Origin of the sequence: Delftia sp. WSY_10 (genome assembly GCF_043104705.1) — a bacterium.
Classification (GTDB): Bacteria; Pseudomonadota; Gammaproteobacteria; order Burkholderiales; family Burkholderiaceae_C; genus Comamonas; species Comamonas tsuruhatensis.
The window spans coordinates 475427-501349 of sequence record NZ_JBICKY010000012.1; the positions used below are offsets into that span (position 1 = coordinate 475427).

22 protein-coding genes are annotated in these 25923 nt (G+C 69.1%); 18 read left to right on the plus strand and 4 right to left on the minus strand.

The features are described from left to right. Window positions 1-26: 26 nt before the first annotated feature. From gspL to ACF8ML_RS04350, 12 genes are all read left to right on the plus strand, one after another. Window positions 27-1271, plus strand: coding sequence for a type II secretion system protein GspL (gene gspL / locus ACF8ML_RS04295; protein ID WP_043790034.1), 1245 nt, complete (start codon window positions 27-29; stop codon window positions 1269-1271). Then, the gene (gene gspM / locus ACF8ML_RS04300) at window positions 1268-1810 is read left to right on the plus strand and encodes a type II secretion system protein GspM (RefSeq protein WP_392406388.1); all 543 of its coding nucleotides are present in this window, start codon (window positions 1268-1270) and stop codon (window positions 1808-1810) included. Before gspL ends, gspM begins: the two co-directional genes overlap by 4 nt. A gap of 2 nt (window positions 1811-1812) precedes the next feature. Beyond that, window positions 1813-2616 (plus strand): type II secretion system protein N, encoded by an 804-nt coding sequence (gene gspN, locus ACF8ML_RS04305; RefSeq protein WP_016450868.1) that lies wholly within the window; start codon window positions 1813-1815, stop codon window positions 2614-2616. 3 nt (window positions 2617-2619) lie between these two features. After that, the gene (gene gspD, locus ACF8ML_RS04310; RefSeq protein ID WP_392406390.1) at window positions 2620-4986 is read left to right on the plus strand and encodes a type II secretion system secretin GspD; all 2367 of its coding nucleotides are present in this window, start codon (window positions 2620-2622) and stop codon (window positions 4984-4986) included. A gap of 14 nt (window positions 4987-5000) precedes the next feature. Continuing rightward, window positions 5001-6362 carry a GspE/PulE family protein gene (locus ACF8ML_RS04315; RefSeq protein WP_016448738.1) on the plus strand — a complete coding sequence of 454 codons (1362 nt, stop codon included), beginning with the start codon at window positions 5001-5003 and terminating at the stop codon, window positions 6360-6362. Between the two features lie 63 nt (window positions 6363-6425). Next, window positions 6426-6710, plus strand: a complete 285-nt coding sequence (locus tag ACF8ML_RS04320) for a hypothetical protein (RefSeq protein ID WP_223275171.1) — start codon at window positions 6426-6428, stop codon at window positions 6708-6710. A gap of 85 nt (window positions 6711-6795) precedes the next feature. Continuing rightward, window positions 6796-7797, plus strand: a complete 1002-nt coding sequence (locus ACF8ML_RS04325) for an LLM class flavin-dependent oxidoreductase (protein ID WP_016448739.1) — start codon at window positions 6796-6798, stop codon at window positions 7795-7797. A 4-nt stretch (window positions 7798-7801) separates the two neighbouring features. Then, a complete protein-coding gene (locus ACF8ML_RS04330) occupies window positions 7802-8491 on the plus strand; it encodes a YafY family protein (RefSeq protein ID WP_016448740.1) in 690 nt (229 codons plus the stop codon). An 88-nt stretch (window positions 8492-8579) separates the two neighbouring features. Beyond that, entirely contained in the window at window positions 8580-9224 is a 645-nt protein-coding gene (locus tag ACF8ML_RS04335; RefSeq protein WP_392406394.1) for a glutathione S-transferase family protein, read from the plus strand. A gap of 142 nt (window positions 9225-9366) precedes the next feature. Then, window positions 9367-10593: a type II secretion system inner membrane protein GspF gene (gspF, locus tag ACF8ML_RS04340; RefSeq protein WP_016448742.1), complete on the plus strand. Its 1227-nt coding sequence runs from the start codon at window positions 9367-9369 to the stop codon at window positions 10591-10593. A gap of 16 nt (window positions 10594-10609) precedes the next feature. Continuing rightward, window positions 10610-11530 (plus strand): 5'-nucleotidase, encoded by a 921-nt coding sequence (locus ACF8ML_RS04345; protein ID WP_209671122.1) that lies wholly within the window; start codon window positions 10610-10612, stop codon window positions 11528-11530. 62 nt (window positions 11531-11592) lie between these two features. Beyond that, complete coding sequence (locus tag ACF8ML_RS04350) at window positions 11593-12066, plus strand: EF-hand domain-containing protein (protein ID WP_016448744.1); 474 nt, start codon at window positions 11593-11595, stop codon at window positions 12064-12066. 24 nt (window positions 12067-12090) lie between these two features. Here ACF8ML_RS04350 and ACF8ML_RS04355 read toward each other — a convergent pair whose 3' ends face one another. The 3 genes from ACF8ML_RS04355 to ACF8ML_RS04365 all read right to left on the minus strand — a co-directional run bounded on the left by ACF8ML_RS04355 (window position 12091) and on the right by ACF8ML_RS04365 (window position 15482). Next, window positions 12091-12525, minus strand: coding sequence for a hypothetical protein (locus ACF8ML_RS04355; RefSeq protein WP_016450864.1), 435 nt, complete (start codon window positions 12523-12525; stop codon window positions 12091-12093). 155 nt (window positions 12526-12680) lie between these two features. After that, window positions 12681-13184: a DUF1854 domain-containing protein gene (locus ACF8ML_RS04360; RefSeq protein ID WP_392406397.1), complete on the minus strand. Its 504-nt coding sequence runs from the start codon at window positions 13182-13184 to the stop codon at window positions 12681-12683. A gap of 3 nt (window positions 13185-13187) precedes the next feature. Next, the gene (locus ACF8ML_RS04365) at window positions 13188-15482 is read right to left on the minus strand and encodes an ABC transporter ATP-binding protein (protein ID WP_016448747.1); all 2295 of its coding nucleotides are present in this window, start codon (window positions 15480-15482) and stop codon (window positions 13188-13190) included. Window positions 15483-15700: 218 nt separating this feature from the next. Between ACF8ML_RS04365 and cphA (ACF8ML_RS04370) the strand changes: the two genes are divergently transcribed. The 3 genes from cphA (ACF8ML_RS04370) to ACF8ML_RS04380 all read left to right on the plus strand — a co-directional run bounded on the left by cphA (ACF8ML_RS04370) (window position 15701) and on the right by ACF8ML_RS04380 (window position 21174). After that, complete coding sequence (cphA, locus tag ACF8ML_RS04370) at window positions 15701-17902, plus strand: cyanophycin synthetase (RefSeq protein WP_016450863.1); 2202 nt, start codon at window positions 15701-15703, stop codon at window positions 17900-17902. Between the two features lie 66 nt (window positions 17903-17968). After that, the gene (gene cphA / locus ACF8ML_RS04375) at window positions 17969-20548 is read left to right on the plus strand and encodes a cyanophycin synthetase (RefSeq protein ID WP_392406400.1); all 2580 of its coding nucleotides are present in this window, start codon (window positions 17969-17971) and stop codon (window positions 20546-20548) included. 116 nt (window positions 20549-20664) lie between these two features. Next, a complete protein-coding gene (locus tag ACF8ML_RS04380) occupies window positions 20665-21174 on the plus strand; it encodes a CreA family protein (protein WP_279993079.1) in 510 nt (169 codons plus the stop codon). A gap of 7 nt (window positions 21175-21181) precedes the next feature. Here the strand turns inward: ACF8ML_RS04380 and ACF8ML_RS04385 are convergent, their stop codons facing one another. After that, window positions 21182-22087, minus strand: a complete 906-nt coding sequence (locus tag ACF8ML_RS04385; RefSeq protein ID WP_279993081.1) for a LysR family transcriptional regulator — start codon at window positions 22085-22087, stop codon at window positions 21182-21184. Between the two features lie 132 nt (window positions 22088-22219). Here ACF8ML_RS04385 and ACF8ML_RS04390 point away from each other — a divergent pair, with 132 nt between their 5' ends. From ACF8ML_RS04390 to ACF8ML_RS04400, 3 genes are all read left to right on the plus strand, one after another. Continuing rightward, complete coding sequence (locus ACF8ML_RS04390) at window positions 22220-23302, plus strand: YeiH family protein (protein ID WP_016450859.1); 1083 nt, start codon at window positions 22220-22222, stop codon at window positions 23300-23302. Window positions 23303-23459: 157 nt separating this feature from the next. After that, window positions 23460-23921 (plus strand): MarR family winged helix-turn-helix transcriptional regulator, encoded by a 462-nt coding sequence (locus ACF8ML_RS04395; RefSeq protein ID WP_012207511.1) that lies wholly within the window; start codon window positions 23460-23462, stop codon window positions 23919-23921. Next, a complete protein-coding gene (locus ACF8ML_RS04400) occupies window positions 23918-25903 on the plus strand; it encodes an FUSC family protein (RefSeq protein ID WP_392406404.1) in 1986 nt (661 codons plus the stop codon). The genes ACF8ML_RS04395 and ACF8ML_RS04400 overlap by 4 nt, the downstream gene beginning before the upstream one ends. The last annotated feature ends 20 nt before the right edge of the window (window positions 25904-25923 follow it).

Here is a 25923-nt window from a genome sequence, read left to right on the forward strand (position 1 = left end):
GGCCCCTACAATGCCCGCTTCCGTCCATGAGCACCTTGATTCTTCATCTGCCTGCGGGCCCCGCTGGCGAATACGCCTACGCACTCAGCAGCGACGGCCTGCGCGCCGACCGGCATGGCCACGCCGCAGCAGGCCTGCTGCCCGATCCTGGCCGCACCGGCCAGACGGTTGCCGTGGTGCCGCACCAGGCCTTGTCCTGGCATCTGGTCAGCCTCCCCCATGGCGTGCCCACGGGGAGCCGGCGTGGACATGTGCGCCTGCGTGCCGTGCTCGACGGGCTGCTGGAAGAGCGCCTGCTCGACGACCCCTCCCAACTGCATCTGGCGCTGCAGCCTCAGGCACGCGCGGGCGAGCCCTGCTGGGTTGCCGCCTGCGACAAGGCCTGGCTCCATGCCCATCTGCAGGCCCTGGAGTCCGCAGGCCGGCCCGTGGGCCGCATCGTGCCCGAATGCCCGCCCCAGTCCACGCCCCAGCTGTGGGCCGTGGGCACGCCTGAATCGGCCTGGCTGCTGGCCACCGGCCTGAGCACGGCCCCGCAAGGCATGGACTCGCTGGCCTGCCTGCCGCTGCGCACCGACAGTGCCGACCCCGCCATGCTGGCCGCCCTGCTGCAGGCCCTGCCCCCCGACACCCCGATCCAGGCGGACCCGGCGCTGGCCCGCGCCGCCGAGGCCCTGCAGCGCCCCGTCAGCCTGCTGACGGACGCCCAGCGCGGCCTGGCGGCCCGCGCACAAAACTGGGACCTGGCGCAGTTCGACCTCGACCTGGGCGGCGGCAGCCGCACCCGCCGACGCATGCTCGACGGCTGGCAGAGCTTTCTGCGCGCGCCGCAATGGAAGGCCGCGCGCTGGGGTGCCGCGCTCGCACTGCTGGCCCAGGTGGTGGGCCTCAATGCCTGGGCCTGGACCGAAAACCGCGCCATCGCGGCCAAGCAGGTCCAGGTGCGCTCCACGCTGGCCACCAGCTTTCCGCGCGTTCCCGTCATCGTCGATGCGCCCGTTCAAATGCAGCGCGAAGTCGCCACGCTGCGCCAGAGCGCCGGCGCGCTGACGCAGGGCGACCTGGAACCCCTGCTGGCCGCCGCATCCCGGGCCCTGCCTGCCGGCCAGTTGCCGCAGGCCATGGACTACCAGGACCGTCAGCTGCGCCTCAAGGGCGTCTCGCTGGAGGCCGAGGCACTGGAGCAGGCACAACAACATCTGGCCGGCAGCGGCCTGCGACTGCAGCGCGACGGTGCCGACCTGCTGCTTGCCCAGGAGGCCCGGCCATGAACATGCGCGCATCCCGCCAAAGCCTGGCCCCACTGCGCGCGCGCTGGAATGCCCTGGCGCCACGTGAACAGAACATGACGCTGCTGGCCGGTGGCGTGGTGGCACTGGCCCTGCTGTGGTGGCTGGCCCTGGCCCCCGCCCTGCACAGCCTGCGCACCGCGCCCGAACGCCATGCCCAGGCCGACCGCCAGTTGCGCCAGATGCAGCTGCTGCAGGCCGAGGCCGAGCAGCTGCGCAGCAACGCACGCCCCGTGGTCGGCGATGCCAAGGCGCTGCTGCAAAGCTCGCTGTCCGCCGAACTGGGCGCCTCCGCCCAATTGAACTGGATGGGCGACCGCGCACAGATCACGCTCAAGGCCGCGCCCGCCGCCGCGCTGTCGCGCTGGCTGGCCCAGGTCCGCAGCAACACGCACGCCGTTCCCGCCGAGATGAAGCTGGCCCGCAGTGCATCTGCAAGCGCCGCAGGCGCTGCCGATGCCGTGCGCTGGGATGGCAGCCTGGTGCTGGACCTGCCTGTCGATCCGTCGCGGGCACCTTGAGCATGCGCCGCCAGCCCCGCTCCCAGCCTGTCCTGCGCTCACCGCGCGGGTGGGCGCTGGCAGGCGCCCTGTGCGGCCTGGTGGCCACCACCGTCGTCTGGGCGCCCGCCGCCTGGCTGGCACGCGGCGTGGATTCCGCCACACAGGGCCAGGTACTGCTGCTGCAACCGCGCGGCACGCTGTGGAACGGCTCGGCCTCCCTGGCCTTCACCGGAGGCGCCGGCAGCCGCGACCGCACGGCCCTGCCCACGCGGCTGGAATGGACGCTGCGCCCGCGCCTGGACGGCGCCCGCATTCAGCTGCGCAGCGAATGCTGCACACCCACGCCCGTGGTGCTGGACCTGCTGCCGCGCTGGCAGGGCCTGAGCGCCGTGGTGCACGACAGCGACACGCGCTGGCCTGCCTCGCTGCTGTCCGGCCTGGGCACGCCCTGGAACACGGTGGACCTGCAAGGCCAGCTGCGGCTGGCCACGCAGGCCCTGCAACTGCAATTGCTGTGGCAATCGGGGCGCTGGCGCAGCGACGGCAGCACGCGGCTGGAGGCGCTGGCCGTATCCTCGCGGCTGTCCCCTCTGCGCCCGCTGGGCAGCTACCGGCTCGACATCCTCGGGGGCGACAGTCCGCAGCTGCAGCTCAGTACCCTGACCGGCGACCTGCGCCTGAGCGGCCAGGGCCAATGGGTAGGCCAGCGGCTGCACTTCCAGGGCGAGGCCTCGGCCAGCCCCGAGCGCGAAACCGCGCTGTCCAACTTGCTCAACATTCTGGGACGGCGCCAGGGGCCCCGGTCCATCATTTCCTTTGGTTGATCCATGACTCAGCAGCACACGACCCCGTTCTGGCGCAACACCCTGCACACGCTGGCCGTCAGCGCCATGCTGGCCTGCACCGCTGGCACCGCCCAGGGCCAGCAGACCAATGCACCGGCCGGCGCCACGCCCAGCCTGCGTCCGGGCGAGCCTGTGACGCTGAATTTCTCGGGTGCCGACATCGAGGCCGTCTCGCGTGCCATCGGCGCCATCACCAACCGCAACGTGGTGGTCGACCCCCGCGTCAAGGGCCAGATCACGCTGCTGACCGACAAGCCCGTGCCGCCCGCCACCGCCTACCAGCAGTTCCTGGCCGCGTTGCGCCTGCAGGGCTTCACCATTGTCGAATCGGCCGGCCTGTACAAGGTCATCCCCGAAGCCGACGCCAAGCTGCAGGCCAGCGAGGTGGCCGTGGGCGCGGGCCGCAGCAGCACCGGTAGCCAGATCGTCACCCAGATCTTCAAGCTCAACTACGAGAACGCGGCCAACCTGGTGCCTGTTCTGCGCCCCCTGATCAGCCCCAACAACACCATCAACGTCAACCCGGGCAACAACTCGCTGGTCATCACCGACTACGCAGACAACCTGCAGCGCATCTCGCGCATCGTGGCGACCATGGATGTGTCCAACGCCACCGATGTCGAAATCATCCCACTGCGCCATGCCGTGGCCACCGACATGGTGGCCCTGGTCTCGCGCCTGATCGAAGGCGGCACGGCCAGCCCCGGCGGCCTCACCGTGACCGCAGGCGGCGCCAATATTCCGGGCCAGAGCGACAACGCCTTCAAGACCTCGCTGATGGCCGAGCCGCGCAGCAACTCCATCGTGCTGCGCGCGGCCAACCCGGCACGCCTGGCCCAGGTGCGCTCGCTGATCGCGCGGCTGGACCAGCCCGCCATGAACGGCGGCGGCGACCAGGGCAACATCCACGTGGTCTATCTCAAGAACGCCGACGCCGTGGCGCTGGCCGCCACCTTGCGCGCCGCCATCGGCGCCCAGGCCACGGCCGCCGGCACGGCCAGCGGCCAGCCCGGTGCGGGCGGCACCCTGCCGCAGGGCGGCGGCATGTCCTCCATCCCCACCTCGCAGCCCGTGGTCTCGCGCGACTCCAGCGGCACGGCATCCATGGGCATGGGCTCGTCCTCGGGCCTGGGCAGCGGCGGCGGGGGCGGCGCGCTGGGCGTGGCCCAGCAGCCCTCCACGGGCGGCATGATCCAGGCCGATCCTTCGACCAACTCGCTGATCATCACGGCACCGCCGCCCGTCTACCGCCAACTGCGCGCCGTGATCGACAAGCTCGACGGCCGCCGCGCCCAGGTGCTGATCGAAAGCCTGATCGTCGAAATCAAGGACAACCGGCTGGCCCAGTTCGGCATCCAGTGGCAGGCCATGCTCAGCAACAACGGCCGCGTGATCGGCACCCTGGGCACGAACTCCAATGTGGCGGGCGCCAACATCCTGAACCTGCTCGGCCTGGTCAAGGATGGAGGCCTCGACGGCAGCGCCATCACGGGAGACACGTTGTCCAGCCTGAGAGGCACCAACCTCGGCTTCACGCAGCGCGTCAACGGCAAGGACACGCTGGGCTTTCTGGCCAACTTCCTGCAAAACAGCGGTGACGCCAACATCCTGTCCACGCCCAACCTGATGACGCTGGACAACGAGGAGGCGCGCATCATCGTGGGCCAGAACGTGCCCATGGTCACGGGCTCGTACGCCAGCAACTCCACGGGCGGCACGGTCAACCCCTTCACCACCGTGGAGCGCAAGGACGTGGGCCTGATGCTGCGCGTGCGCCCGCAGATCAACGAGAACGGCACGGTGAAGCTGGCCGTGTTCCAGGAAGTCTCCTCGGTGGACGAGTCCACGCGCAAGGACACCAACGGCCTGACCACCAACAAGCGCTCCATCGAGTCCAACGTGCTGGTCGAGGACGGCAACATCGTCGTGCTCGGCGGCCTGATCGACGACAACTACTCCCAGGCCGAGGACCGGGTGCCTCTGCTGGGCGACATTCCCGTCGTGGGCAACCTGTTCCGCAACACCAACCGCAAGCGCAACAAGACCAACCTGATGGTCTTCCTGCGCCCCGTGGTGATGCGCGATGCGACTGCCACCAACCAGGTCTCTTCCGAGCGCTACGAAGCCATCCGCGCGCAGCAACAGAGCCTGCAGCCCGAGCCCAGCGCCCTGCTGCGCTCGGTCAATGCCGCGCCCGTGCTGCCCACGCTGACGCCGCAGCCGGACCCCGGCTCGTTCACCAACCCGGCCGCCATCGTCAACGTGCCGGGCGCCAGGCCCGAGCTGATCGACTTCACCCAGCCGCAGCCCGCCGCTCCCGCCGTGCCGGCAGCCCCCGGCGCGCTCTGAGGCAGGAAGGCCCCATGCGCTATCCCCTGCCCTATGCGTTTGCGCGCACCAGCCAGCTGCTGATCGAGGACGACGGCCACGAGCCCCTGCTCTGGCACGGCCCCTCGCCCGACTGGCAGGCCCTGTCCGAAGTCCAGCGCAGGCATGCGGTGCAGCGCTGGCAGATGCTGGACGCGGGCACGCTGGCCCACCGCATCAGCGCCGCCTATTCGCAGGGCGAGTCCAGCGCGGCCCTGGTGGTCAGCGAGGTCGAGTCCGACGCCGACCTCTCGCGCATGATGCAGGAGCTGCCTGCGGTCGAGGACCTGCTGGAGACGGCCGACGACGCGCCCATCATCCGCATGCTCAACGCCCTGCTCACGCAGGCCGCGCGCGACGGCGCCAGCGACATCCACATCGAGCCCTACGAGCGCCATTCCAGCGTGCGCTTTCGCGTGGACGGCGACCTGCGCGAAGTCGTGCAGCCCAACCGCGCACTGCATGCAGCGCTGATATCGCGACTGAAGATCATGGCCGACCTGGACATCGCCGAAAAGCGCCTGCCCCAGGACGGCCGCATCAGCCTGCGCCTGGGCACGCGCGCCATCGACGTGCGCGTCTCCACCCTGCCCAGCGCCCACGGCGAGCGCGCCGTGCTGCGCCTGCTGGACAAGAGCGAGAGCAAGCTCAGCCTGGAGGCCGTGGGCATGCAGGGCGAGACGCTGAGGCGATTCACCCACCTGACGGCCCAGCCGCACGGCATCGTGCTGGTCACCGGCCCCACGGGCTCGGGCAAGACCACCACGCTGTATGCGGCACTGTCGCGCATGGACGCCAGCCACAGCAACATCATGACGGTGGAGGACCCCATCGAGTACGAGCTGGCCGGCGTGGGGCAGACCCAGGTCAACGCCAAGATCGACCTGACCTTCGCCAAGGCCCTGCGCGCCATCCTGCGCCAGGACCCGGATGTGATCATGATCGGCGAAATCCGCGACTTCGAGACCGCGCAGATCGCCATCCAGGCCTCCCTGACCGGCCACCTGGTGCTGGCCACGCTGCACACCAACGATGCCTCCAGCGCCGTCACGCGCCTGATCGACATGGGGGTGGAACCCTTCCTGCTGTCGTCCTCCCTGCTGGGTGTGCTGGCCCAGCGCCTGGTGCGCAAGATCGACACCACCGAGCCCAGCGGCTACCGGGGGCGCACCGGCATCTTCGAGATGCTGGTGGTGGACGACACCATCCGCGCGCAGATCCACCGCCAGGCCAGCGAGGCCGAGATCCGCGACACCGCGCTGGCCGCGGGCATGCGCCTGATGCGCGACGACGGCGAGCGCCTGGTGCGCGAGGGCATCACCACGCCCGAGGAAGTGCTGCGCGTCACGCGCGACTAGGCGCAGGCGGCCACGCCCGACCCTGCGCAGCACGGGGCATCCCTGTTTGCCACAATGGTCGGCATGTTGGAATCCCTACGCGCCTGGAGCGCTCCCTATGGCGGCGACCTGTTCCTGTGGGTCGCCACGCTGAGCCTGATCAGCTACATCGCCCTGTGGTGGTTCAAGTCACGGCTGTCCACCAGCCAGCTGCGCCGCGTCATCCGCCTGTCGGCGCTGGTGGCGCTGCCGCTGTCCTGGCTGGCCATCCAGCAGGGCGAGAACCATCTGGCGGCAGCCATCCTCCCCCTGGTCTGGTGCGTGGTGCTGGGCATCACCTGCGCGCGGGAAATGTCCAGAAGAAACTGAGTGCGCGAACGCGCACCAGGAATGCCCTGGCGCGGCAAGGCCCGCGCCGCCCCCACCCACCGTGAACTGGAAGTTGGAACCTGCCATGACATCATTCAATGAAGTCCGTCTGTCCATGCTCGACCTCGTGGCCGTGCGCGAAGGCGGCACCGTCGCCGAGGCCCTGGACATCGCGCTGGCCACGGCCCGCAAGGCCGAGGCACTGGGATTCGAGCGCTACTGGCTGGCCGAGCACCACAACATGCCCGGCATCGCCAGCTCGGCCACGGCCGTGCTGATCGGCCACATTGCAGGCGGCACCTCGAAGATCCGCGTGGGCTCGGGCGGCATCATGCTGCCCAACCATGCCCCGCTGGTGGTGGCCGAAGCCTTCGGCACGCTGGCCGAGCTGTACCCGGGCCGCATCGACCTGGGCCTGGGCCGTGCGCCCGGCACCGATGGCGCCACCATGCGCGCCCTGCGCCGCGACCGCGTCGAGACCGAGGAAGACTTCCCGCGCGACGTGATGGAGCTGCAACGCCTGCTGGCCCCGGCCACGCCGGATCAAAAGCTGGTGGCCACGCCCGGCGCGGGCACCAACGTGCCGATCTGGCTGCTGGGCTCCAGCCTGTTCTCGGCCCAGCTCGCAGCCCATCTGGGCCTGCCCTACGCCTTTGCCTCGCACTTCGCGCCGCGCATGCTCTACCAGGCCGTACAGCTGTACCGCAGCCTGTTCAAGCCGTCGGCCCAACTGGCCAAGCCCTACGTGATCGTCGGCGCACCCGTGATCGCCGCGCCCACCGATGACGAGGCCGAGTACCTGGCCAGCAGCACCTACCAGCGCGTGCTGGGCATCATCACGGGCCGGCGCGGACTGCTGCCGCGCCCCATCGAGAACTACGCGGCCCAGCTCGGCGAGCAGGAGCGCCGCGCCATCGGCGACTTCCTGGCCGTGGCCTCCATCGGCGGCCCGGACAAGGTGCGCACGCGCCTGCAGAAGCTGCAGGCCGACACCGAGGCCGACGAGCTGATCCTGGTCAGCGACGTGTATGACCGCGACCTGCGCCTGCGCTCGCTGGAGATCACGGCCGGCGTCATGGGCCGCTGAAGGCATGAGCCGCTCCGCCCGGCTGCTGCAGCTGATCGACCTGCTGCGCCGCGCGCGCCTGCCCCAGGCCGGGCCGGTGCTGGCCCGGCAGCTGGACGTGAGCCTGCGCACCCTCTACCGCGACATCGCCACCCTGCGCGAACAGGGTGCCGCGATTGCGGGCGACCCGGGCGTGGGCTACGAGATGCGGCCCGGCTTTCTGCTGCCGCCGCTGATGTTCACGCCCGATGAGCTGGAAGCCCTGCTGCTGGGCGCGCGCTGGGCCAGCCGCCAGGCCGACCCCGAGCTCGCCCAGGCCGCCACCGCCGCGCTGGACCGCATACGCAGCGCGCTGCCGCTGGAGCTGCGCATCGAGGTGGACACCAGCGGCCTGCTGGTGCCGCCCATCTGCCACGAATCCGTGACCGAGCCCTGGCAGACCGCGCTGCGCCTGGCGATACGGCGCCAGCACCGGGTGCTGCTGCACTACACGGATGAGAAGGGCCAGCCGACCGAGCGCCGGATCTGGCCTTTTGCCATGGCCTTCTTCGACCAGCGGCGCATTCTTGCGGCCTGGTGCGAACTGCGCCAGGACTTCCGCCATTTCCGCGCCGACCGCGTGCGCTCCGTCACCGATCTGCAGGAACGCTATCCCGACCACCGCAGCGGCCTGATCGAACGCTGGTCGCGGCAACTGGGCTACACGGTCCGCTGACACCACTGCTGACAAAAACTGTCAGCATAGCCTCCTACAGTCGCTCCCATGGCCTTCTCGCCATGCATTCAAACCACTGGGAGCCTTCATGAACGACTCGATCAAGCCGCTGCGCTTTTACTTCCACCCCCGCTCGCGCGCCGTCATCGCGCGCTGGATGCTGGAGGAATGCGGCGCCCGCTATGAGCCCGTGCGGCTGGAATACGGCAGCACCATGAAGGCTGCCGACTACCTGGCTGTCAACCCCATGGGCAAGGTCCCCGCCCTGGTGCACGGCGAGACCGTGATCACCGAACAGGCCGCCATCCTTGCCTATCTGGCCGACATCTTCCCCGAACGAAGGCTCGCACCGGCCGTGGACAGCCCGCTGCGCGGCGTCTACCACCGCTGGATGTTCTTCCTGGCCGGCCCCGTCGACGCCTTGATGACAGCCAAGAGCCAGGGCCACCTGGAGCAGCAGACGGCCGACCAGGCCATGTCCGCCGGCTATGGCCGCTATGACGACGTGGTGCAGACGCTGCGCCAGGCCGTGGCCGACAGGCGCTACCTGTGCGGCGACCAGTTCACCGCCGCCGACGTGCTCATGGCCAGCTACCTGCGCTGGGGGACGATGATGAAGCTGCTGCCCGCGCTGCCCGAGTTCAGCGACTACGGCCAGCCGCTGATGGAACGCCCGGCCTCGCTGCGCTCCATCCAGCTCAACGAAGCGGACCTGGCCGCCCAGCCGGCATAGGCACCTCCGGGACCTGGGGACGAGGCCCGAGACGGCCTCGCCATCCAGCCGTCACCGGCAGCGGCTACCATCGGGGGTTGGATCGCCGCCTGGCGTTTCCTGAACGCCATCCTTCCCCAGCCCCTCCCGACTCCCGCCGCGCATGCCTGCCTTTTCCTTCGAAGCCCTGGATGCCCAAGGTCAGACCCGCAAGGGCACGATCGAAGCCGACAACGCGCGCGCTGCGCGCAGCCAGCTGCGCGCCCAGGCCCTGGTGCCCATGGCCGTGGAGATCGTGGCCTCGGGGTCGGCGTCCGGCCCGCAGGGTGGCGCCTCGCGCTGGCTGACCCGCCCCGTCCTTGGCTCCACAGGGCTCACCGTGTGGACGCGCCAGATGGCGGGCCTGGTCGGATCAGGCCTGCCCATAGAGCGCGCACTGGCCGCGCTGTCCGAAGAAGCCGACGACCCGCGCCAGCACCACCTGGTGGCCGCGCTGCGCGCCGAGGTCAACGCAGGCTCCACCTTTGCCCGGGCACTGGCCCAGCATCCGCGCGAGTTCTCCGACATCTACTGCGCCGTGATCGGCGCCGGCGAGGCCAGCGGCAGCCTGGGCCCGGTGCTGGAGCGGCTGGCCGACGACCTGGAATCGCGCCAGGCACTGCAGTCCAAGCTCATTGGCGCAGCCCTGTATCCGGCCATCGTGACCCTGGTGGCCATCGTCATCGTGCTGTTCCTGGTCAGCTACGTGGTGCCGCAGGTGGCCAGCGTGTTCGCGGGCACCAAGCGCGCCCTGCCCTGGCTCACCGTGGCCATGCTGGCGCTCAGCGACTTTGTGCGCAGCTATGGCTGGGCCGCGCTGATCGCCCTGGTGCTGGGCGCCGTGGGCTTCCGGCTGTCCATGAAGAACCCCGTGCTGCGCGAGCGCTTCGACGCCTGGTGGCTGCGCCTGCCGCTGATCGGCCGGCTGGCGCGCAACTACAACGCGGCACGCTTTGCCGGCACGCTGGCCATGCTGGCGGGCGCAGGCGTGCCCATTCTCAAGGCCTTGCAGGCCGCCGCCGAAACGCTGGGCAACCGCGCGCTGCGCGCCGATGCCATGGACGCGCTGGCCCTGGTGCGCGAGGGCGCGCCGCTGGCCTCGGCCCTGGCGCAGAAAAAGCGCTTCCCGGGCCTGATCTCCATGTTTGCCCGCCTGGGCGAGCAGACCGGCCAGCTGCCCGTGATGCTGCAGCGCGCGGCCAACCAGCTGTCCACCGAGGTGCAGCGCCGCGCCATGCACCTGGCCACCATCCTGGAGCCGCTGCTGATCGTGGCCATGGGCATGGTCGTGGCCCTGATCGTGCTGGCCGTGCTCATGCCCATCATCCAGCTCAACCAATTCGTCAAATAGCGACAAGCGCCAAGCCATGCCCGTGACCCTGCAAGACAAGCTGGTCGTTGCCATCTCATCGCGCGCACTGTTCGACTTCGAGGAAGAGAACCGGCTGTTCGATGCGGGCGACGAGCAGGCCTACATGCGCCGCCAGCTGTACCTGGTGCACCAGCCGGCACGCCCGGGCATCGCCTTCCCGCTGGTGCGCAAGCTGCTGGCCTTCAATACGCCCGAAGTGCAGCGCGTGGAGGTGATGATGCTCTCGCGCAACGACCCGGCCAGCGGCATGCGCGTGTTCGCCTCGGCCAAGGCGGCCGACATGCACATAGAGCGCGGCGTGTTCACGCGCGGGCGCGATCCGTTTTCCTACCTGCGGCCGCTGGGCGCCCACCTGTTCCTCTCGGCCAACGAAGTCGATGTGCGCAGGGCGCTGTCCATCGGCTTTCCCGCGGCGCGCGTGATGGTCGACTCCACGCCCGCAGGCGACCGCTACCCGCAGGAAGTGCGCATTGCCTTCGACGGCGATGCCGTGCTGTTTTCCGACGAGGCCGAGCGCATCTACCAGCAAGGCGGGCTGCCGGCCTTTCTGCGCCATGAGGTCTCCCATGCCGCCACGCCCCTGGGAGAAGGGCCGTTCAAACCCCTGCTGCAAGCCCTTCACCGGCTTCAGCAGCAGGCGGACTCGTCCCAGACCATGCGCATTCGCACGGCCCTGGTGACGGCGCGCAGTGCGCCGGCGCACGAGCGCGCCATCCGCACATTGCTCGATTGGGGAATCACCGTGGACGAGGCCATGTTCCTCGGCGGCCTGGAAAAAGGCCCCTTCCTGCGCGAGTTCGAGCCGGATTTCTTCTTCGACGACCAATCGGGCCATGTCAGCTCGGCGGCCCGCCATGTGCCCGCAGGCCATGTGAACAGCGGCGTCTCCAATCCGGACGCCGATCCGCTGAAGTAAACAATTGCAAAGGGCGCACAGCCCTGGCTTGCAGACACCGGTTCCATGCCCAAATAGGTGCCATGCATTTTCCCCTCATGAACCGCTCCGCCCTGCTGCGCCGGCCGCCTGTGCTGCAGGCCGCCGCTGCCGTCCTGCTGACCAGCGCCTTCATGCTGCCCGCCGCGCGCGCGCAGGCGGCCGAGACGGCCGACAAGGCGTCCACCGGACAGGCCTCGGCCAGCCCGGCGCCATTGACCAAGGGGGAAATCAAGGCCCAGCGCGAATTCAAGATGCTGGACTTCAACAAGGACGGCAAGCTCAGCCGCACCGAAGTGGCGCTGTTCCCGCGCCTGGCGGCGGCCTTCGACGAGGCCGACACCGACAAGGACGGCTACGTCTCCTATGCGGAAGTGCAGGCCTTTGCCGTCAAGTACCGCGCCGAGCGCGACAAGGCGAAGGCCAAGGCGCAGGCCGAAGAGGCAAAGGCCGCCGAGCATGCCGCAGCCGTGTCCGCTGCCAGGGACACGAAGGAAGGCGAAGGCTCAAAGGACTGAGCCTGCGCATTCAGCCACTGACACTCAGAGTCCGCCGGTACGCTTGACCTTGGGTTCCGAATAGGTCAACGGCTCCTCGCGCACCTGCAGCTTGTTGCGGGCCACGTCATCGGCCTTGCTGACCTCCTGGGCCTGCTCCACGGCCATGGCGCTGGCGCGCCACATGGACTGGATAAACTCGATGAGCTGCTTGGAAATCGGCTCCTTGGGCGGCTCCTCGACCTCTTCCTTCTGCTTGATCTCCTCGGCCAGCGTCCAGTCGCGGTTTTCCTGGTCCACCACGGACGGTTTTTCAGGATCGCGAATCACACGGCCTTCGCCGATGCGATCCGTGGATTCGACAGGATTGGCAGCGTTCACGGGACGCACGGGCACCGCGCCCGACGCGCCGGTGGAGTACAGATCGGCGCTTTGCGGGCGCCACGGTATGGGCGATCGGTCAACAGGTGGAATTGGCATGGCTCGACCCTCTTGCTGGATGTGTGCTGTGGGCGGGAATTTCCCGCCGTCGCCTCATCATCGACAGAACCTGAAAGAACTGAAGCGCTTTTTTTGAAAGACGCCCAGGCCTGCCTCAAACCAAGGGTAAACCCTGAAACCACCCTGACCAGGCGCTAGAGGAAACGCTCCAGCATCTTGCGCGAGGCACGGTCCAGCGCCGTGCTGTCGGGCACGCTGAACTGCACGCCGTCCTGGCTGGTGATCATCAGGTGCGTGCGGCCCGACAGGCGGCGGATATCCTCCTCGGCCTTGAGCACGAGCTGCGCGGGACCGCGGTCGGTCTCCAGGTCCCAGGTGCTGGGCGTGGAATAGCTGGACACCTTGCGGATGCGCTGGATGACGGGCACGAACTCGCGCACGGCCAGATCCTGCTCGATCAGCATGCGGGCCTGCGCGGGCAGGTGGTCCATGTGGTCCACCCACAGCGCCTCCTTGCCATCGGCACAGACCAGGGACAGGCCTTGCAGCGGCGCGGCAATCGGAAAGGCGCGCACGGGCACCACGGATTCATGGCGCGTGCCGTCGGCCAGGATCAGCACCAGGCGGCCATGGGCGTTGCGCTCCACGCGTACGCGGCTCAGATCGGCGCCGGCGGCGCAATGTTGGGCAGTGGACATGGCTTATTCCTCGATGGTGGTTGCGACCAGGGTCAGGCCTGCGGCCTGGGCATCCTCTTCGGCGCGCCGCGCCTGGGCCTGGTACAGGCGCCAGTAGGCGCCCTGCTTTTCCATCAGTTCGTCGTGCGGCCCCACTTCCACGATCTCGCCCCGGTCCATGACCACGAGGCGGTCTGCCTTGCGCAGCGTGGACAGACGGTGGGCGATGGCAATCGTCGTGCGGCCCTGCACCAGGTTGTCCAGCGCCTTCTGGATCTCCTTTTCCGTCTCGGTGTCCACGGCCGAGGTGGCCTCGTCCAGGATCAGGATGCGCGGGTCGATCAGCAGCGCGCGCGCGATGGAGATGCGCTGGCGCTCGCCGCCCGACAGGCCCTGGCCGCGTTCGCCGACCAGGGAGTCATAGCCGTGCGGCAGGCGCAGGATGAATTCATGGGCATGGGCCGCACGCGCGGCCGCCACGATTTCCTCGCGCGTGGCGTCGGGCTTGCCGTAGGCGATGTTCTCGGCAATGGTGCCGAAGAACAGGAAGGGCTCCTGCAGCACCAGGCCGATGTTGCTGCGGAAGTCCGACACCTTGAGCCGGCGGATATCCACGCCGTCGAGCTGGATGGAGCCTTCGCTCACGTCGTAGAAGCGGCTGATCAGGTTGACCAGGGTGCTCTTGCCCGAGCCGCTGTGGCCGACCAGGCCAATCATTTCACCCGGGCGAATCTGCAGATCCAGGTTCTTGATGACGGCGCGGCTGCCGTAGCGGAAGGTCAGGTTGTCCAGCGTGATGGCACCCTGCACGCGCGGCAGCTTGACCGGGTTGACCGGGTCGGGCACGTTGCTCACGTGGTCCAGGATGTCGAAGATGCGCTTGGCGCCGGCTGCCGCCTTCTGTGTGACCGAGACGATGCGGCTCATCGAATCCAGGCGGCTGTAGAAGCGGCCGATGTAGGCGATGAAGGCCGTCAGGATACCGACCGTGATCTGGCCGCCCGCCACCAGCCAGATGCCGAAGCCCCAGACCACCAGCAGGCCGATCTCGGTCAGCAGCGTCACCGTGGGCGTGAACAGCGACCAGGTCTTGTTGACCTTGTCGTTGGCCTGCAGGTTGACCAGATTGGCCTGGGCGAAGCGGTCGGCCTCGCGCTTTTCCTGGGCGAAGGCCTTGACCACACGGATGCCGGGAATGGTGTCGGCCAGCACATTGGTCACCTCGGACCAGACGCGGTCGATCTTCTCGAAGCCCGTGCGCAGGCGGTCACGCACCAGGTGGATCATCCAGGCGATGAAGGGCAGCGGCACCAGGGTGACCAGGGCCAGCCATGGATTGATGGAGAACAGGATGACCGAGGTCATCACGATCATCAGCACATCGGTCGCAAAATCCAGCGCGTTCAAGGATAGAAACAAATTGATGCGATCTGTTTCCGCCCCGATGCGCGCCATCAGGTCGCCCGTGCGTTTGCTGCCGTAGTAGTCCAGCGACAGCGTCAGCAGGTGGTTGTAGGTGGTCGTGCGCAGGTCCGAGCCAATGCGCTCGGAGACCTTGGCCAGCACGAAGGTGCGCGCCCAGCCCAGGCCCCAGGCCACCAGGGCCGCAGCCAGCAGGCCGCTCAGGTAGAAGACCACCAGGCTGCTGTCGATCTGCTGCCCGTTCTGGAACGGGATCAGGATCTTGTCCACGATGGGAATCGTCAGATAGGGCGCCACCAGGGTGGCGCCCGTGGAGGCCAGGGTCAGCAAAAAGCCCAGCAGCAGCTGATGCCGGTAGGGATGGGCAAAGCGCCACAGGCGCAGCAGCACCCAGGTGGAGGTCTGCGGGCCCTGCTGGCGCGCGCAGGCCGGGCATTCGTCGGCCTCGGGCGGCAGCTCGGTCTGGCAGGCCGGGCAGCGGGGCACATCGTCCTCGGGCCCGTCGAAGTCCTCGCCGCGCGCCATGCGCTCACGCTGGTGATCGAACTGTTGCAGCAGGCGCAATACGCCCGCCTGGTGGCGCAAGGTGAAGCGCCACAGCGCCAGCCGAGCCGCAGGACCATGCAATTCGAGGTTGCCCACGCCGCCGTGGTCCAGCGTACGCAAATTCTGATCGACCGAGAGTATCCACTCACTCCATCGCTGATCCTCAGGATCACAGGCGATGAGGCGCTGGTTGGTCAGGACAACCCAGCCTTCGCCGAAGCGCATATCCAGGGTCAGGTCAACCGTGGCGAGGGCCAGCACGTTTTCATTGGAAGCGAGCCTGGCTCGCAGCTCAGCCCCGCGGGGGCTGGCAAGGAAGGCCGAAACGTCCACAGAATGGTGTTCTTGCATGTTGAGTTGTTTTTCCCGCCCCTGGCGGCTCCTGGTGTCATGCGGGCAACCGCAGCTCCCCGGTGGATATCCCGCGCGTTGCACGGCATACCCTGCTCAACGCGCCAACCCTGGTTTAGGCTGACAACACTGCGCATGGGTTTTCTGGGCGCACAATCCTCTCCCATTCTCCGGCGATCCGAATCCGGGTCGTCGTTCACGCTTACCCGTTGACCGACATGGCGAAATTCAAAGACATCCAACTCTTGCGCACCACCTACCTGCGTGGACCCAGCGTCTGGACCTACCGTCCCGTGCTGGAGGTCTGGCTGGATCTGGGCGAGCTGGAGGACTATCCCTCGAACAAGCTTCCCGGTTTCAACGAGCGCCTGACGGCCTGGCTGCCCGACCTGGTCGAGCACCACTGCGGCGTGGGCGAGCGCGGCGGCTTCATCCAGCGCCTGGAAGGCGGCACCTGGTGCGGCCACGTGCTGGAGCACATCATCATCGAGCTGCTGAACCTGGCGGGCATGCCTGCCGAGTTCGGCCAGACCCGCGAGATCTCGCAGCGCGGCGTCTACCGCATGGTCTTCCGCTGCCCCGAGGAAACCGTGGCGCGCACGGCCCTGGCCCATGGCCACAGGCTGATCATGGCCGCCATCAATGACGAGCCCTTCGACCTGAAGGCCGCCATCAAGGCCATCAAGACCGAGATCAACGACCGCTACCTGGGCCCGAGCACGGGCTGCATCGTCGATGCGGCCGGCGAGCGCCGCATCCCCCACATCCGCCTCAATGACGGCAACCTCGTGCAACTGGGCTATGGCGCCGCGCAGCGCCGCATCTGGACCGCCGAGAGCGACCAGACCAGCGCCATCGCCGAGGGCATTGCCCAGGACAAGGACTTCACCAAGCGCCTGCTGGCCGCCTGCGGCGTGCCCGTGCCCGAAGGCCAGATCGTCCACAGCCCCGAGGAAGCCTGGGAAGTGGCGCAGGACATCGGCTTTCCCGTCACCGTCAAGCCCTCGGACGGCAACCACGCACGCGGCGTGACGCTGGACCTGCGCGACGAGGCCGACATCAAGGCCGCCTTCGCGCTGGCCCAGCCTGAAGGCTCGGACGTCATCGTCGAACGCTTCATCGACGGCACCGAGCACCGCATCCTGGTGGTGGGCGGCAAGGTGGTTGCCGCCTGCCGTGGCGAGACCGTGAGCGTGGCCGGCAATGGCAAGTCCACGGTTCGCGAACTGGTCGCCGTGGTCAACCAGGACCCGCGCCGCGGCCCCGAGCAGGAATACCCGCTGGACTGGATCAACCTCGAAGCCCCGGCCGTGAAGCTGGAACTCAAGCGCCAGAACGTCACGCCCGACACCATTCCTGCCCAGGGCACCAGCGTGCTGCTGCAGCGCAACGGCAACATGGCCATCGACTGCACCGACGAAGTCCATCCCGAAGTGGCCTACATGGCCACGCTGGCCGCCAAGATCGTGGGCCTGGACATCGCGGGCATGGACATGATCCTGCAGGACGTCTCGCGCCCCATGAAGGAGCAGGGCGGCGCCATCCTCGAAGTCAACGCCGGCCCCGGCCTGCTGATGCATCTGAAGCCCACCAGCGGCGCGCCGCGCCCCGTGGGCATGGCCATCGCCGACCACCTGTTCCCGCGCACCGAAGAGGGCACGGGCGCCGGCCGCATCCCCCTGGTCGGCATTGCCGGCACGCGCAACAACGGTTTCACGGCCCGCCTGGTGGGCTGGCTGCTGCAGTTGTCGGGCAAGCTCACGGGCGTGGCCAGCAGCGAAGGCATGTTCCTGTCCAACCGCCAGACCCAGAAGACCAATACCGCCAACTGGGCCGGCGCCCACCGCCTGCTGACCAACCGCCTGGCCCAGGCCGCCGTCATCCAGACCACGGCCCGTTCCATCCTGGAGGAAGGCCTGGCCTACGACCGCTGCCTGGTCGGCGTGGTCACCGACATGGACGGCTTCGAGCAGTTGCCCGACCATGACGTGCACGAGCAGTCACAGATGACGCGCGTGATGCGCACCCAGATCGACGTGGTGCTGGACGAAGGCGCGGGCGTGCTCAATGCCGATATCGAGCAGGTGGCCGACCTGGCCCGCCTGTGCGACGGCGAGGTGCTGTTCTATTCGATGCAGGCAGACAGCCCCGTGGTAGCGGCCCACCGTTGCGAGAGCGAAGGCCGTGCCGTCTTCGTGCGCGGCAACCAGGTGATCCTGGCCACGGGCGCCGCCGAGCGCGTGCTGGGCACGCTGGACGCGCTGAGCCTGCCCGGTGGCCTGCGCCCGGACACGCCGGCCCTGCTCGCTGCCATTGCCGCGGCGTGGTCCATGGACATTGCCCCCGACCTCATCGTCGCCGGCATCAAGACCTTCGACTACACGCCGGCCGCCGCTGCGGTTTCCACCGCCGCCGCCTGAGCCCGACCACACGATGACATGCAGGCAGGCCCGGCGACGCGGGCCTGCCCTCCGAAAGAAGACACTATGCAGATCACCCGCATCCGAGCCCTGCGCGGCCCCAATCTCTGGACCCGCAGCACCGCCATCGAAGCCATCGTGCAATGCGAGCCCGGCGACTGTGACTACTCGGCCCTGGCAGGGTTCGAGGACCGGCTGCGCGCACGCTTTCCCAAGATCGGCACGCTGCAGCCGCACGGTGCCGACCAGCGCCTGTCGCTGGCCCATGTGCTGGAAGTGGCGGCCCTGTCGCTGCAGGCCCAGGCCGGCTGCCCCGTGACCTTCAGCCGCACGCACGAGACCGTGGAAGCCGGCACCTACCAGGTGGTGGTGGAGTACACCGAGGAATCCGTGGGCCGCCTGGCCATGGAACAGGCCGGTGCGCTGCTGCAGTCGGCACTGGCCGACACGCCCTTCGACGCCGACAAGGTGGTGGCCGAGCTGCGTGAACTCGACGAGGACGAGCGCATCGGCCCCTCCACAGGCTCCATCGTCGATGCGGCCGTGGCGCGCGGCATTCCCATCCGCCGCCTGACCTCGGGCTCGCTGGTGCAACTGGGCTGGGGCTCCAAGGCCCGCCGCATCCAGGCCGCCGAGCTGGACCAGACCAGCGCCGTGGCCGAGTCCATCGCCCAGGACAAGGACCTGACCAAGCGCCTGCTGCACGCCGCCGGCGTGCCCGTGCCGCTGGGCCGCCCCGTCAAGGACGTGGAAGAAGCCTGGCTCGTGGCCCAGGAAGTGGGCCTGCCCGTGGTGGTCAAGCCCCAGGACGGCAACCAGGGCAAGGGCGTGGTGGTCAACATCACCACGCACGAGCAGCTCAAGGCCGCCTTTGCCACCGCCTCGGAATTCGGCGACGACATCATGGTCGAACGCTTCCTTCCCGGCCATGACTTCCGCCTGCTGGTGGTCGGCGGCCAGCTGGTGGCCGCTGCGCGCCGCGAGCCGCCCCAGGTGCTGGGCGACGGCCAGCACACCATCCGCGAACTGGTCGAGCTGGTCAACCAGGACCCGCGCCGCGGCTCGGGCCACGGCACGGCGCTGACCAAGATCCGCCTGGACGACATCGCCATCGCGCGCATCGCCACCGAAGGGCTCACGCCCGAATCCGTGCCGGCCCAGGGCCAGCGCGTGGTGCTGCGCAACAACGCCAACCTGTCCACCGGCGGCAGCGCCACCGATGTGACGGACGACGTGCACCCCGACATCGCTGCGCGCGCCGTGGAGGCCGCCCAGACCATCGGCCTGCACATCTGCGGCGTGGACGTGGTCTGCGAGACCATGCTGCGCCCGCTGGAGGAGCAAAACGGCGGCATCGTCGAAGTCAACGCCGCGCCGGGCCTGCGCATGCACCTGGCGCCGTCCTTCGGCAAGCCGCGCAACGTGGGCGTGCCCATGGTCGATGAGCTGTTCGCACCCGGCCAGGATGGCCGCATCCCGCTGGTGGCCGTCACCGGCACCAATGGCAAGACCACGACCACGCGCCTGATCGCCCACCTGTTCACCTCGCATGGCTGGCGCACGGCCATGACCAATACCGACGGCGTCTACGTCAACGGCCGCCAGATCGACAGCGGCGACTGCTCGGGCCCGCGCAGCGCGCGCAACGCCCTGGCCCACCCCGAGACCGATGCGGCCGTGCTCGAATGCGCGCGCGGCGGCATCCTGCGCGAAGGGCTGGGCTTCGACCGCTGCCAGGTGGCCGTGGTCACCAACGTGGGCGCGGGCGACCACCTGGGCCTGAACTACATCACCACGGTGGAAGACGTGGCCGTGCTCAAGCGCGTCATCGTGCAGAACGTGGCCGCCGACGGCTATGCCGTGCTCAACGCCGCCGACCCGCTGGTGGCCGCCATGGCCTCCACCTCGCCGGGCAAGGTCATCTATTTCGCGGCCGACCGCCACCACCCCGTGATGGCCACGCACCGCGCCCAGGGCAACCGCGTGGTCTACGTGGACGGCGACAGCATCGTTGCGGCCGAAAGCTCGTGGCGCGAGACCATCGCCCTGCGCGAGATCCCCATCACGCGCAACGGCACCATCACCTTCCAGGTGGAGAACGTCATGGCCGCCATCGCCGCCGCCTGGGGCGTGGGCCTGCCGTGGCAGACCATCCGCCGCGGGCTGGCCGGCTTCGTCAACGACAGCGACAACGCCCCCGGACGCTTCAACGTCATGGACTACCGTGGCGCCACGCTGATCGCCGACTACGGCCACAACCCCGACGCCATCCGCGCCCTGGTGCAGGCCGTGGATGCCATGCCGGCCCAGCGCCGCAGCGTGGTCATCAGCGGCGCGGGCGACCGCCGCGACCAGGACATCACCGAGCAGACCCAGATTCTGGGCCGCGCCTTCGACGACGTCATCCTCTACCAGGATGCCTGCCAGCGCGGCCGCGCCGACGGTGAAGTCCTGGCCCTGCTGCAGCAAGGCCTGCAAGGCGCACCGCGCACCGACTACGTGACCCAGATCCAGGGTGAGTTCAACGCCATCGACCATGCGCTGGCGCGGCTGACGCCCGGCGACCTGTGCCTGGTGCTGGTGGATCAGGTCGAGGAAGCTCTGGAGCATCTTCGCCGCCATGTGGCGGGTGAAAACACCCCCTGAGGCGCTTTGCGCCTTCCCCCTCACTCGCTTCGCGGGAGGGGGACGACACCCTCGGGGCGGGGCGGCCCTTCCTCGGTGTCCCTGAGTTGGGCCGCGCCACTCTCTTACGCAACGCCATGATCAAACCCAGTGTGAAGTATTTCCCGCGAGGCCGGGCCTTGCTCACGGCCGCTCTGGCCACGCTGCTGCTGGGCGCCTGCGGCGCACGCGCCGAGCAGGTGGGCGCGGTGGACACGGTGTTCAAGTTCATAGGCCCGGACCACAAGATCGTGGTGGATGCCTATGACGATCCCAAGGTGGCGGGCGTGACCTGCTATGTCTCGCGCGCCAAGACCGGCGGCATCAAGGGCGGGCTGGGCCTGGCCGAGGACCGCGCCGAGGCCTCGATCAGCTGCGTGCAGACCGGACCCATCCAGATCCCTGCGCCGCTCAAGCAGCAGGACGAGGTGTTCACCGAACGCATCTCGCTGCTGTTCAAGCGCCTGCGCGTGGTGCGCATGGTCGATGCGCAGCGCAACACCCTGGTCTACATGACCTACTCGGACCGCGTGATCGAAGGCTCGCCGCAGAACAGCGTCACGGCCGTGCCCGTGCCGCGCAACACGCCGATACCGCTGCAAAAGTAGCCTGGGCTCATTCCTGCGCCTGGGACCTGCAGGCCTGCACGAAGGCCGCCAGCGCAGGCGAGCGGCGCTTGCCTGCCCGCTGCACCAGCGAGAAATCGCGCCACATGCGCGGCAGCGTGGTCGGCAGCACGGCCAGTTCTCCTGACACGACCAGGGCCTGCACCAGCACGCGCGACAGGCAGCTGACGCCCAGGCCCTGCGCCACGCAGCGCGCAATCGCCTCCGAACTGCCCAGCGTGGCGGCGGCCGGCAGCTGGTGCAGATGCGGCAGCAAGGCATGCTCCACCATCTCGCGCGTGCCCGAGCCCGGCTCGCGCAGCAGCCAGCGCGCACCGCGCAAAGCGGCCACGCCCAGCGGGCGCTGGCCCGCGGCCTGCACCAGCGGGTCCTGTGCTGCAGCCACGATGACGAGTTCGTCGCGCATCCAGGGCTCGACCTCCAGCCCGGGCCAGTGGCTGGTGCCCTCGATCAGGCCCAGGTCCACGTCCAGCGATTCCACGGCCTGGCCCACCTCGCGCGTGTTGGCGATCTGCAGGTCCACGCTCAGGTGCGGATGGCTGCGCGCCAGGTGCGCGAGCACGGCCGGCAGCGCATAGGTGCCTATGGTGGTGCTGGCCGCCACGCGCAGACGCACGGGCAGGCTGGCGGCCCGCACCGAAAACGCCTGCTCTATGCCCCTGGCCTGCTCCAGCAGCGCCAGCGCCTCGGGCAGCAGGGCACGCCCCGCGTCGTTGAGCGCCAGCCGCCGGCCCACGCGCTCGAACAGCTGGGCGCCCATGGCCTGCTCCAGCTGCTGCAGCGCGGCGCTGGTGGCCGACTGCGACAGGGCCACGGCATCGGCCGCCGCCACGGTGGAGCCGGCCTGGGCAACGGCGCAGAAGATTTCAAGTTGGCGCAGGGTGAGGTGCAGCATGGCGTGCAGTCTGGACGAGGCATCAACCTGTTTCCCCGGTTGATGCTACAAAAACTATTCGTTATACGAATATAGCCAAGAAATCTAAAGTGCCTCCCATGCACCGCGCTCCTGACGCGGCGCGCAGGCACCATGAACACCACTTCCCTCCCACGCTCCTCCCTCCCTGGCTGGCTTCGCCATTTGACCGAGCTTGCGCCCGGCCTGCTGCTGGCAGGCGCCATTGCCGCAGCCGCCACCTGGGGCGCACGCCAGCCCCTGCTGGCCGGCTCGGGCCTGAGCGCGCTGACGCTGGCCATATGCATCGGCCTGGTCATCGGCAACACCGTCTATCCGCGCCTGGCGCCCAGCTGCCATGCCGGCGTGGGCCTGGCCAAGCAGCGCCTGCTGCGTGCGGGCATCGTGCTCTACGGCCTGCGGCTGACCTTCCAGGACATAGGCCATGTGGGCATGGCCGGCGTGGTGGTCGATGCCCTGGTGCTGGGCAGCACCTTCTTGCTGGCGCAGTGGCTGGGCCGCCGCGTCTTCGGGCTGGATGCGCGCACCACGGTGCTGATCGGCGCGGGCAGCTCCATCTGCGGCGCCGCTGCCGTGCTGGCCACCGAACCCGTGATCAAGGGCCGCGCCGAAGACGTGGCCGTGGCCGTGGCCACCGTGGTGGTCTTCGGCACCGTGGGCACCTTTCTCTACCCCGCGCTGTTCCACTGGAACGCCGCCCACGGCTGGCTGGACATGTCGCCCGCGCAGTATGGGCTGTACGTGGGCTCCACCGTGCATGAGGTGGCCCAGGTCGTGGCCGCCGGCGAAGCCATTGCGCCCGAAGCCGCCGACGTGGCCGTGATCTCCAAGATGGTGCGCGTGATGATGCTCGCCCCCTTCCTGCTGCTGCTGTCCATGGCGGTGGCGCGCGGCAACCGCAGCAGCCAGGTGAGCGACGGCCAGCCGCGCCGCATCACCATTCCCTGGTTCGCGCTGGGCTTCGTCGCCATGGCCGGCGTGAACTCGCTGGGCGTGCTGCCCGCTGCCGTGGTACAGGTGGGCGTGCAGCTGGACAACGCGCTGCTGGCCGTGGCCATGGCGGCCCTGGGCCTGACCACCCATGTCCGCGCCGTGCGTGCCGCAGGCACGAAGCCCCTGCTGCTGGCCGCCTTGCTTTTCGCATGGCTGCTGGTAGCGGGCCTGCTCTTCAACCGCTGGGTGCCCGGCCTGCTCTGAAGCTGCCAGCATCCATCGACCGGCCCTGCGAGGCATCGTCTCGCAGGGCCTTTTTCATGGACGGCCTGCCTTCCAGAACAAGGGAATACCCTTAAATCAAATGCAGGCACAATTAATTTGCAATGCAAATTAATTGAACTACAAAGATAATCGAGGCATGTCCTTTGCCTCTGCCCCTCCCCGCGCCCGTCTCGGCTTTCTCATGGTCACCCTGGTACGCCAATGGCGCCGCCAGGTCGAGGAGCAACTGCTGGCCGACGGCCTGACCGACGCCACCTGGGCGCCGCTGATCCACCTGCGCGCCTGGGGCGATGGCGTCACGCAAAAGGAACTGGCCGAGCGTGTGGGCCTGGACGGCTCCAGCCTGGTGCGCCTGCTCGACATTCTGGAAGGCCACGGATGGGTGGAGCGCCGCGCCGACCCCGGTGACCGGCGCAGCAAGCGCATCTTCCTGACCGATGAAGGCAACGGCGCCGTGGATCGCGTGCGCGCCACCATGCTGCAGGCCGAGCTGGCCATGCTGCAGGACCTGGACGATGCCGAGGTCGAGGCCATGCTGGCCGGCATGGCCAAGATCCAGGCGCGCATGGCCGCGCTGCGCACGGAAGGCGCGCCATGAGCGCCCTCCACGATGCCTATGGCCGCCTGCTGCAGGCCTCGGTCCGCTGGGGCTTCGACCCCGTGCGCCTGCGCCAGCATCTGCGCACGGCCTTTGCAGCCTGCTTGGCTCTGCTGGCTGCCTGGCAGCTGGGGCTGGAGCATCCGCAGTGGGCTGCCATGGCCACCTGGGCCGCATCCCAGCCGCTGCGCGGGCAACTACTCGAAAAAAGCTTTTTCCGGGTCGCAGGCACCGTGGCCGGCACGGCCGTGGGCGTGGGCCTGGTGCTGCTGGCCCAGGGAAACCTGCTGTGGCTGGTGCTGGGCCTGGCCGTGTGGCTGGGCCTGTGCGCGGGCGTGGGCAATCTGCAGCGCAGCTTCGTGGCCTACGGCACCATGCTGGCCGGCTATTCGGCGGCCATGGTCGCGCTGCTGGACTTCGCCCATCCCGAGCAGGTCTTCGCCCTGGGCTTGGACCGGCTGTTCACCGCGCTGACCGGCGTATTCGCAGCCTTGCTCGTGGGCTGGCTGTTCACGCCCAAGGGCAGCGGCATTCCCGGCAATGCCGAGGTACGCCAGCTGTTTGCCCGGCTGTTGCGCGATCTGGCCGACAGCCTGCAGGCGCGCGGCCGTTCGTCACTGGGCTCGCAGGAGATCGCCGCCCGCCTGCTGGCCATGGCGGTGATCGAGGAGGGGCTGGACCCGCACGCCGCAGGATCGCAGCGCTCGCGCGAGGCCGTGCACGCGCTGCGCCGGCTCATGAATGCCCAGATCTCGGCCCTGCTGTGGCTGCGCGATGCACCATCGCAGGAGCCGCCTTCGGCCTTTGGCGACGCGCAGGCCCTGGCCGCCGCGCAGGCGCTGCGCGAAGCCGCCGTGGCGCTGGAGACGCGCGTGCAGTTGCACGAGGCCGCGGCGGCCCTGGTACGCGCACGCGAGTCCGCCGCAACCTGGCCCGGCGCGGCCGACATGCTGGCCCCGATGGGCTTTGCACTGCAGGCCCACCTGGCCGCCACCCACGACGTGGCGCTGCCGCCCGGCCACCGCGCGCGCCAATGGCCGGTGGTGCTGCACAGCGACTGGCTGGGCGCGCGCCGCGCCATGCTGCGCGCCAGCGCGGCCATCGCCATCGTGGGCCTGCTGTGGGTGGCCTCGGGCTGGAGCGGCGGCGCCTACATGCTGCTGGGCATGTCCATCATGCTGACCGTGTTCTCGGGCTTCGAGAACCCGTCGGCCACCATGCGCCATGTGACCCTGGGCCAGGCCATGGGCGTGCTGGTGGCCCTGGCCTGCCAGTGGCTGGTCTGGCCGTTCGCCAGCAGCCAGGCGGGCCTGGTGTGGCTGATGCTGCCCTTCGTCTTCGTGGGCGCGCTGCTGTTCTCGCACCAGCGCACCGCGCTCTCGGGCTATGACTGCAACATGGTGCTGCTGCTCCTGCTGCAGCCCCACTTTCCGCAGACGGCCAGCTTCGGCCATGCGCTGGCCCTGGGGCTGGCCGTGGTATCCGGGCCGCTGGCCGGCTGGGCGGCCTACCGCTTCATCCTGCCGGTCACGCTGCAGGGCCGGCTGCAGGGCCTGCGCTCCATGATGGTCCACGAGCTGCAGGACATGGCCGCCACGCCCGGCCATGCGCGCGATGGCCGCATCTGGCGTGCCCGCCTGTACCACCGGCTGCTGCGCCTGGTGCGCATGTCGGAGCAGGCCGGAGGGCAGCTGGGCGCGCAGGCGGCCGAGTGCGGCCTGGCCGCGCTGCATGTGGGCCGCGCCATCCAGGCGCTGCACCAGCTGTCCGAGGAAGCCGCGCTTGGCGACGGCACGGCCCGCGCCGTGCGCGCCGCGCTGCTGCGCCTGCAGCGGCTGCAGCAGGCGCCCGGCCAGTGCCCGCCGCTTTTGCGTGCGCTGGCGCAGCGCGTGGCCGAACGCCACCCCGACCAGGCCCGCCAGCTGCGCCATGCCGCGCATGAGATCGCGCAGCACGAAGCCTTCTTCCGCAATGCCGGCTGAAGCACGGACCCATGCCAGAA

Excerpts from the sequence above, each read along its gene's own strand:
- gspL (WP_043790034.1), top strand. The coding sequence starts at position 27 with ATGAGCACCTTGATTCTTCATCTGCCTGCGGGCCCCGCTGGCGAATAC.
- gspM (WP_392406388.1), top strand. The coding sequence starts at position 1,268 with ATGAACATGCGCGCATCCCGCCAAAGCCTGGCCCCACTGCGCGCGCGC.
- gspN (WP_016450868.1), top strand. The coding sequence starts at position 1,813 with ATGCGCCGCCAGCCCCGCTCCCAGCCTGTCCTGCGCTCACCGCGCGGG.
- gspD (WP_392406390.1), top strand. The coding sequence starts at position 2,620 with ATGACTCAGCAGCACACGACCCCGTTCTGGCGCAACACCCTGCACACG.
- ACF8ML_RS04315 (WP_016448738.1), top strand. The coding sequence starts at position 5,001 with ATGCGCTATCCCCTGCCCTATGCGTTTGCGCGCACCAGCCAGCTGCTG.
- ACF8ML_RS04320 (WP_223275171.1), top strand. The coding sequence starts at position 6,426 with ATGTTGGAATCCCTACGCGCCTGGAGCGCTCCCTATGGCGGCGACCTG.
- ACF8ML_RS04325 (WP_016448739.1), top strand. The coding sequence starts at position 6,796 with ATGACATCATTCAATGAAGTCCGTCTGTCCATGCTCGACCTCGTGGCC.
- ACF8ML_RS04330 (WP_016448740.1), top strand. The coding sequence starts at position 7,802 with ATGAGCCGCTCCGCCCGGCTGCTGCAGCTGATCGACCTGCTGCGCCGC.
- ACF8ML_RS04335 (WP_392406394.1), top strand. The coding sequence starts at position 8,580 with ATGAACGACTCGATCAAGCCGCTGCGCTTTTACTTCCACCCCCGCTCG.
- gspF (WP_016448742.1), top strand. The coding sequence starts at position 9,367 with ATGCCTGCCTTTTCCTTCGAAGCCCTGGATGCCCAAGGTCAGACCCGC.
- ACF8ML_RS04345 (WP_209671122.1), top strand. The coding sequence starts at position 10,610 with ATGCCCGTGACCCTGCAAGACAAGCTGGTCGTTGCCATCTCATCGCGC.
- ACF8ML_RS04350 (WP_016448744.1), top strand. The coding sequence starts at position 11,593 with ATGCATTTTCCCCTCATGAACCGCTCCGCCCTGCTGCGCCGGCCGCCT.
- ACF8ML_RS04355 (WP_016450864.1), bottom strand. The coding sequence starts at position 12,525 with ATGCCAATTCCACCTGTTGACCGATCGCCCATACCGTGGCGCCCGCAA.
- ACF8ML_RS04360 (WP_392406397.1), bottom strand. The coding sequence starts at position 13,184 with ATGTCCACTGCCCAACATTGCGCCGCCGGCGCCGATCTGAGCCGCGTA.
- ACF8ML_RS04365 (WP_016448747.1), bottom strand. The coding sequence starts at position 15,482 with ATGCAAGAACACCATTCTGTGGACGTTTCGGCCTTCCTTGCCAGCCCC.
- cphA (WP_016450863.1), top strand. The coding sequence starts at position 15,701 with ATGGCGAAATTCAAAGACATCCAACTCTTGCGCACCACCTACCTGCGT.
- cphA (WP_392406400.1), top strand. The coding sequence starts at position 17,969 with ATGCAGATCACCCGCATCCGAGCCCTGCGCGGCCCCAATCTCTGGACC.
- ACF8ML_RS04380 (WP_279993079.1), top strand. The coding sequence starts at position 20,665 with ATGATCAAACCCAGTGTGAAGTATTTCCCGCGAGGCCGGGCCTTGCTC.
- ACF8ML_RS04385 (WP_279993081.1), bottom strand. The coding sequence starts at position 22,087 with ATGCTGCACCTCACCCTGCGCCAACTTGAAATCTTCTGCGCCGTTGCC.
- ACF8ML_RS04390 (WP_016450859.1), top strand. The coding sequence starts at position 22,220 with ATGAACACCACTTCCCTCCCACGCTCCTCCCTCCCTGGCTGGCTTCGC.
- ACF8ML_RS04395 (WP_012207511.1), top strand. The coding sequence starts at position 23,460 with ATGTCCTTTGCCTCTGCCCCTCCCCGCGCCCGTCTCGGCTTTCTCATG.
- ACF8ML_RS04400 (WP_392406404.1), top strand. The coding sequence starts at position 23,918 with ATGAGCGCCCTCCACGATGCCTATGGCCGCCTGCTGCAGGCCTCGGTC.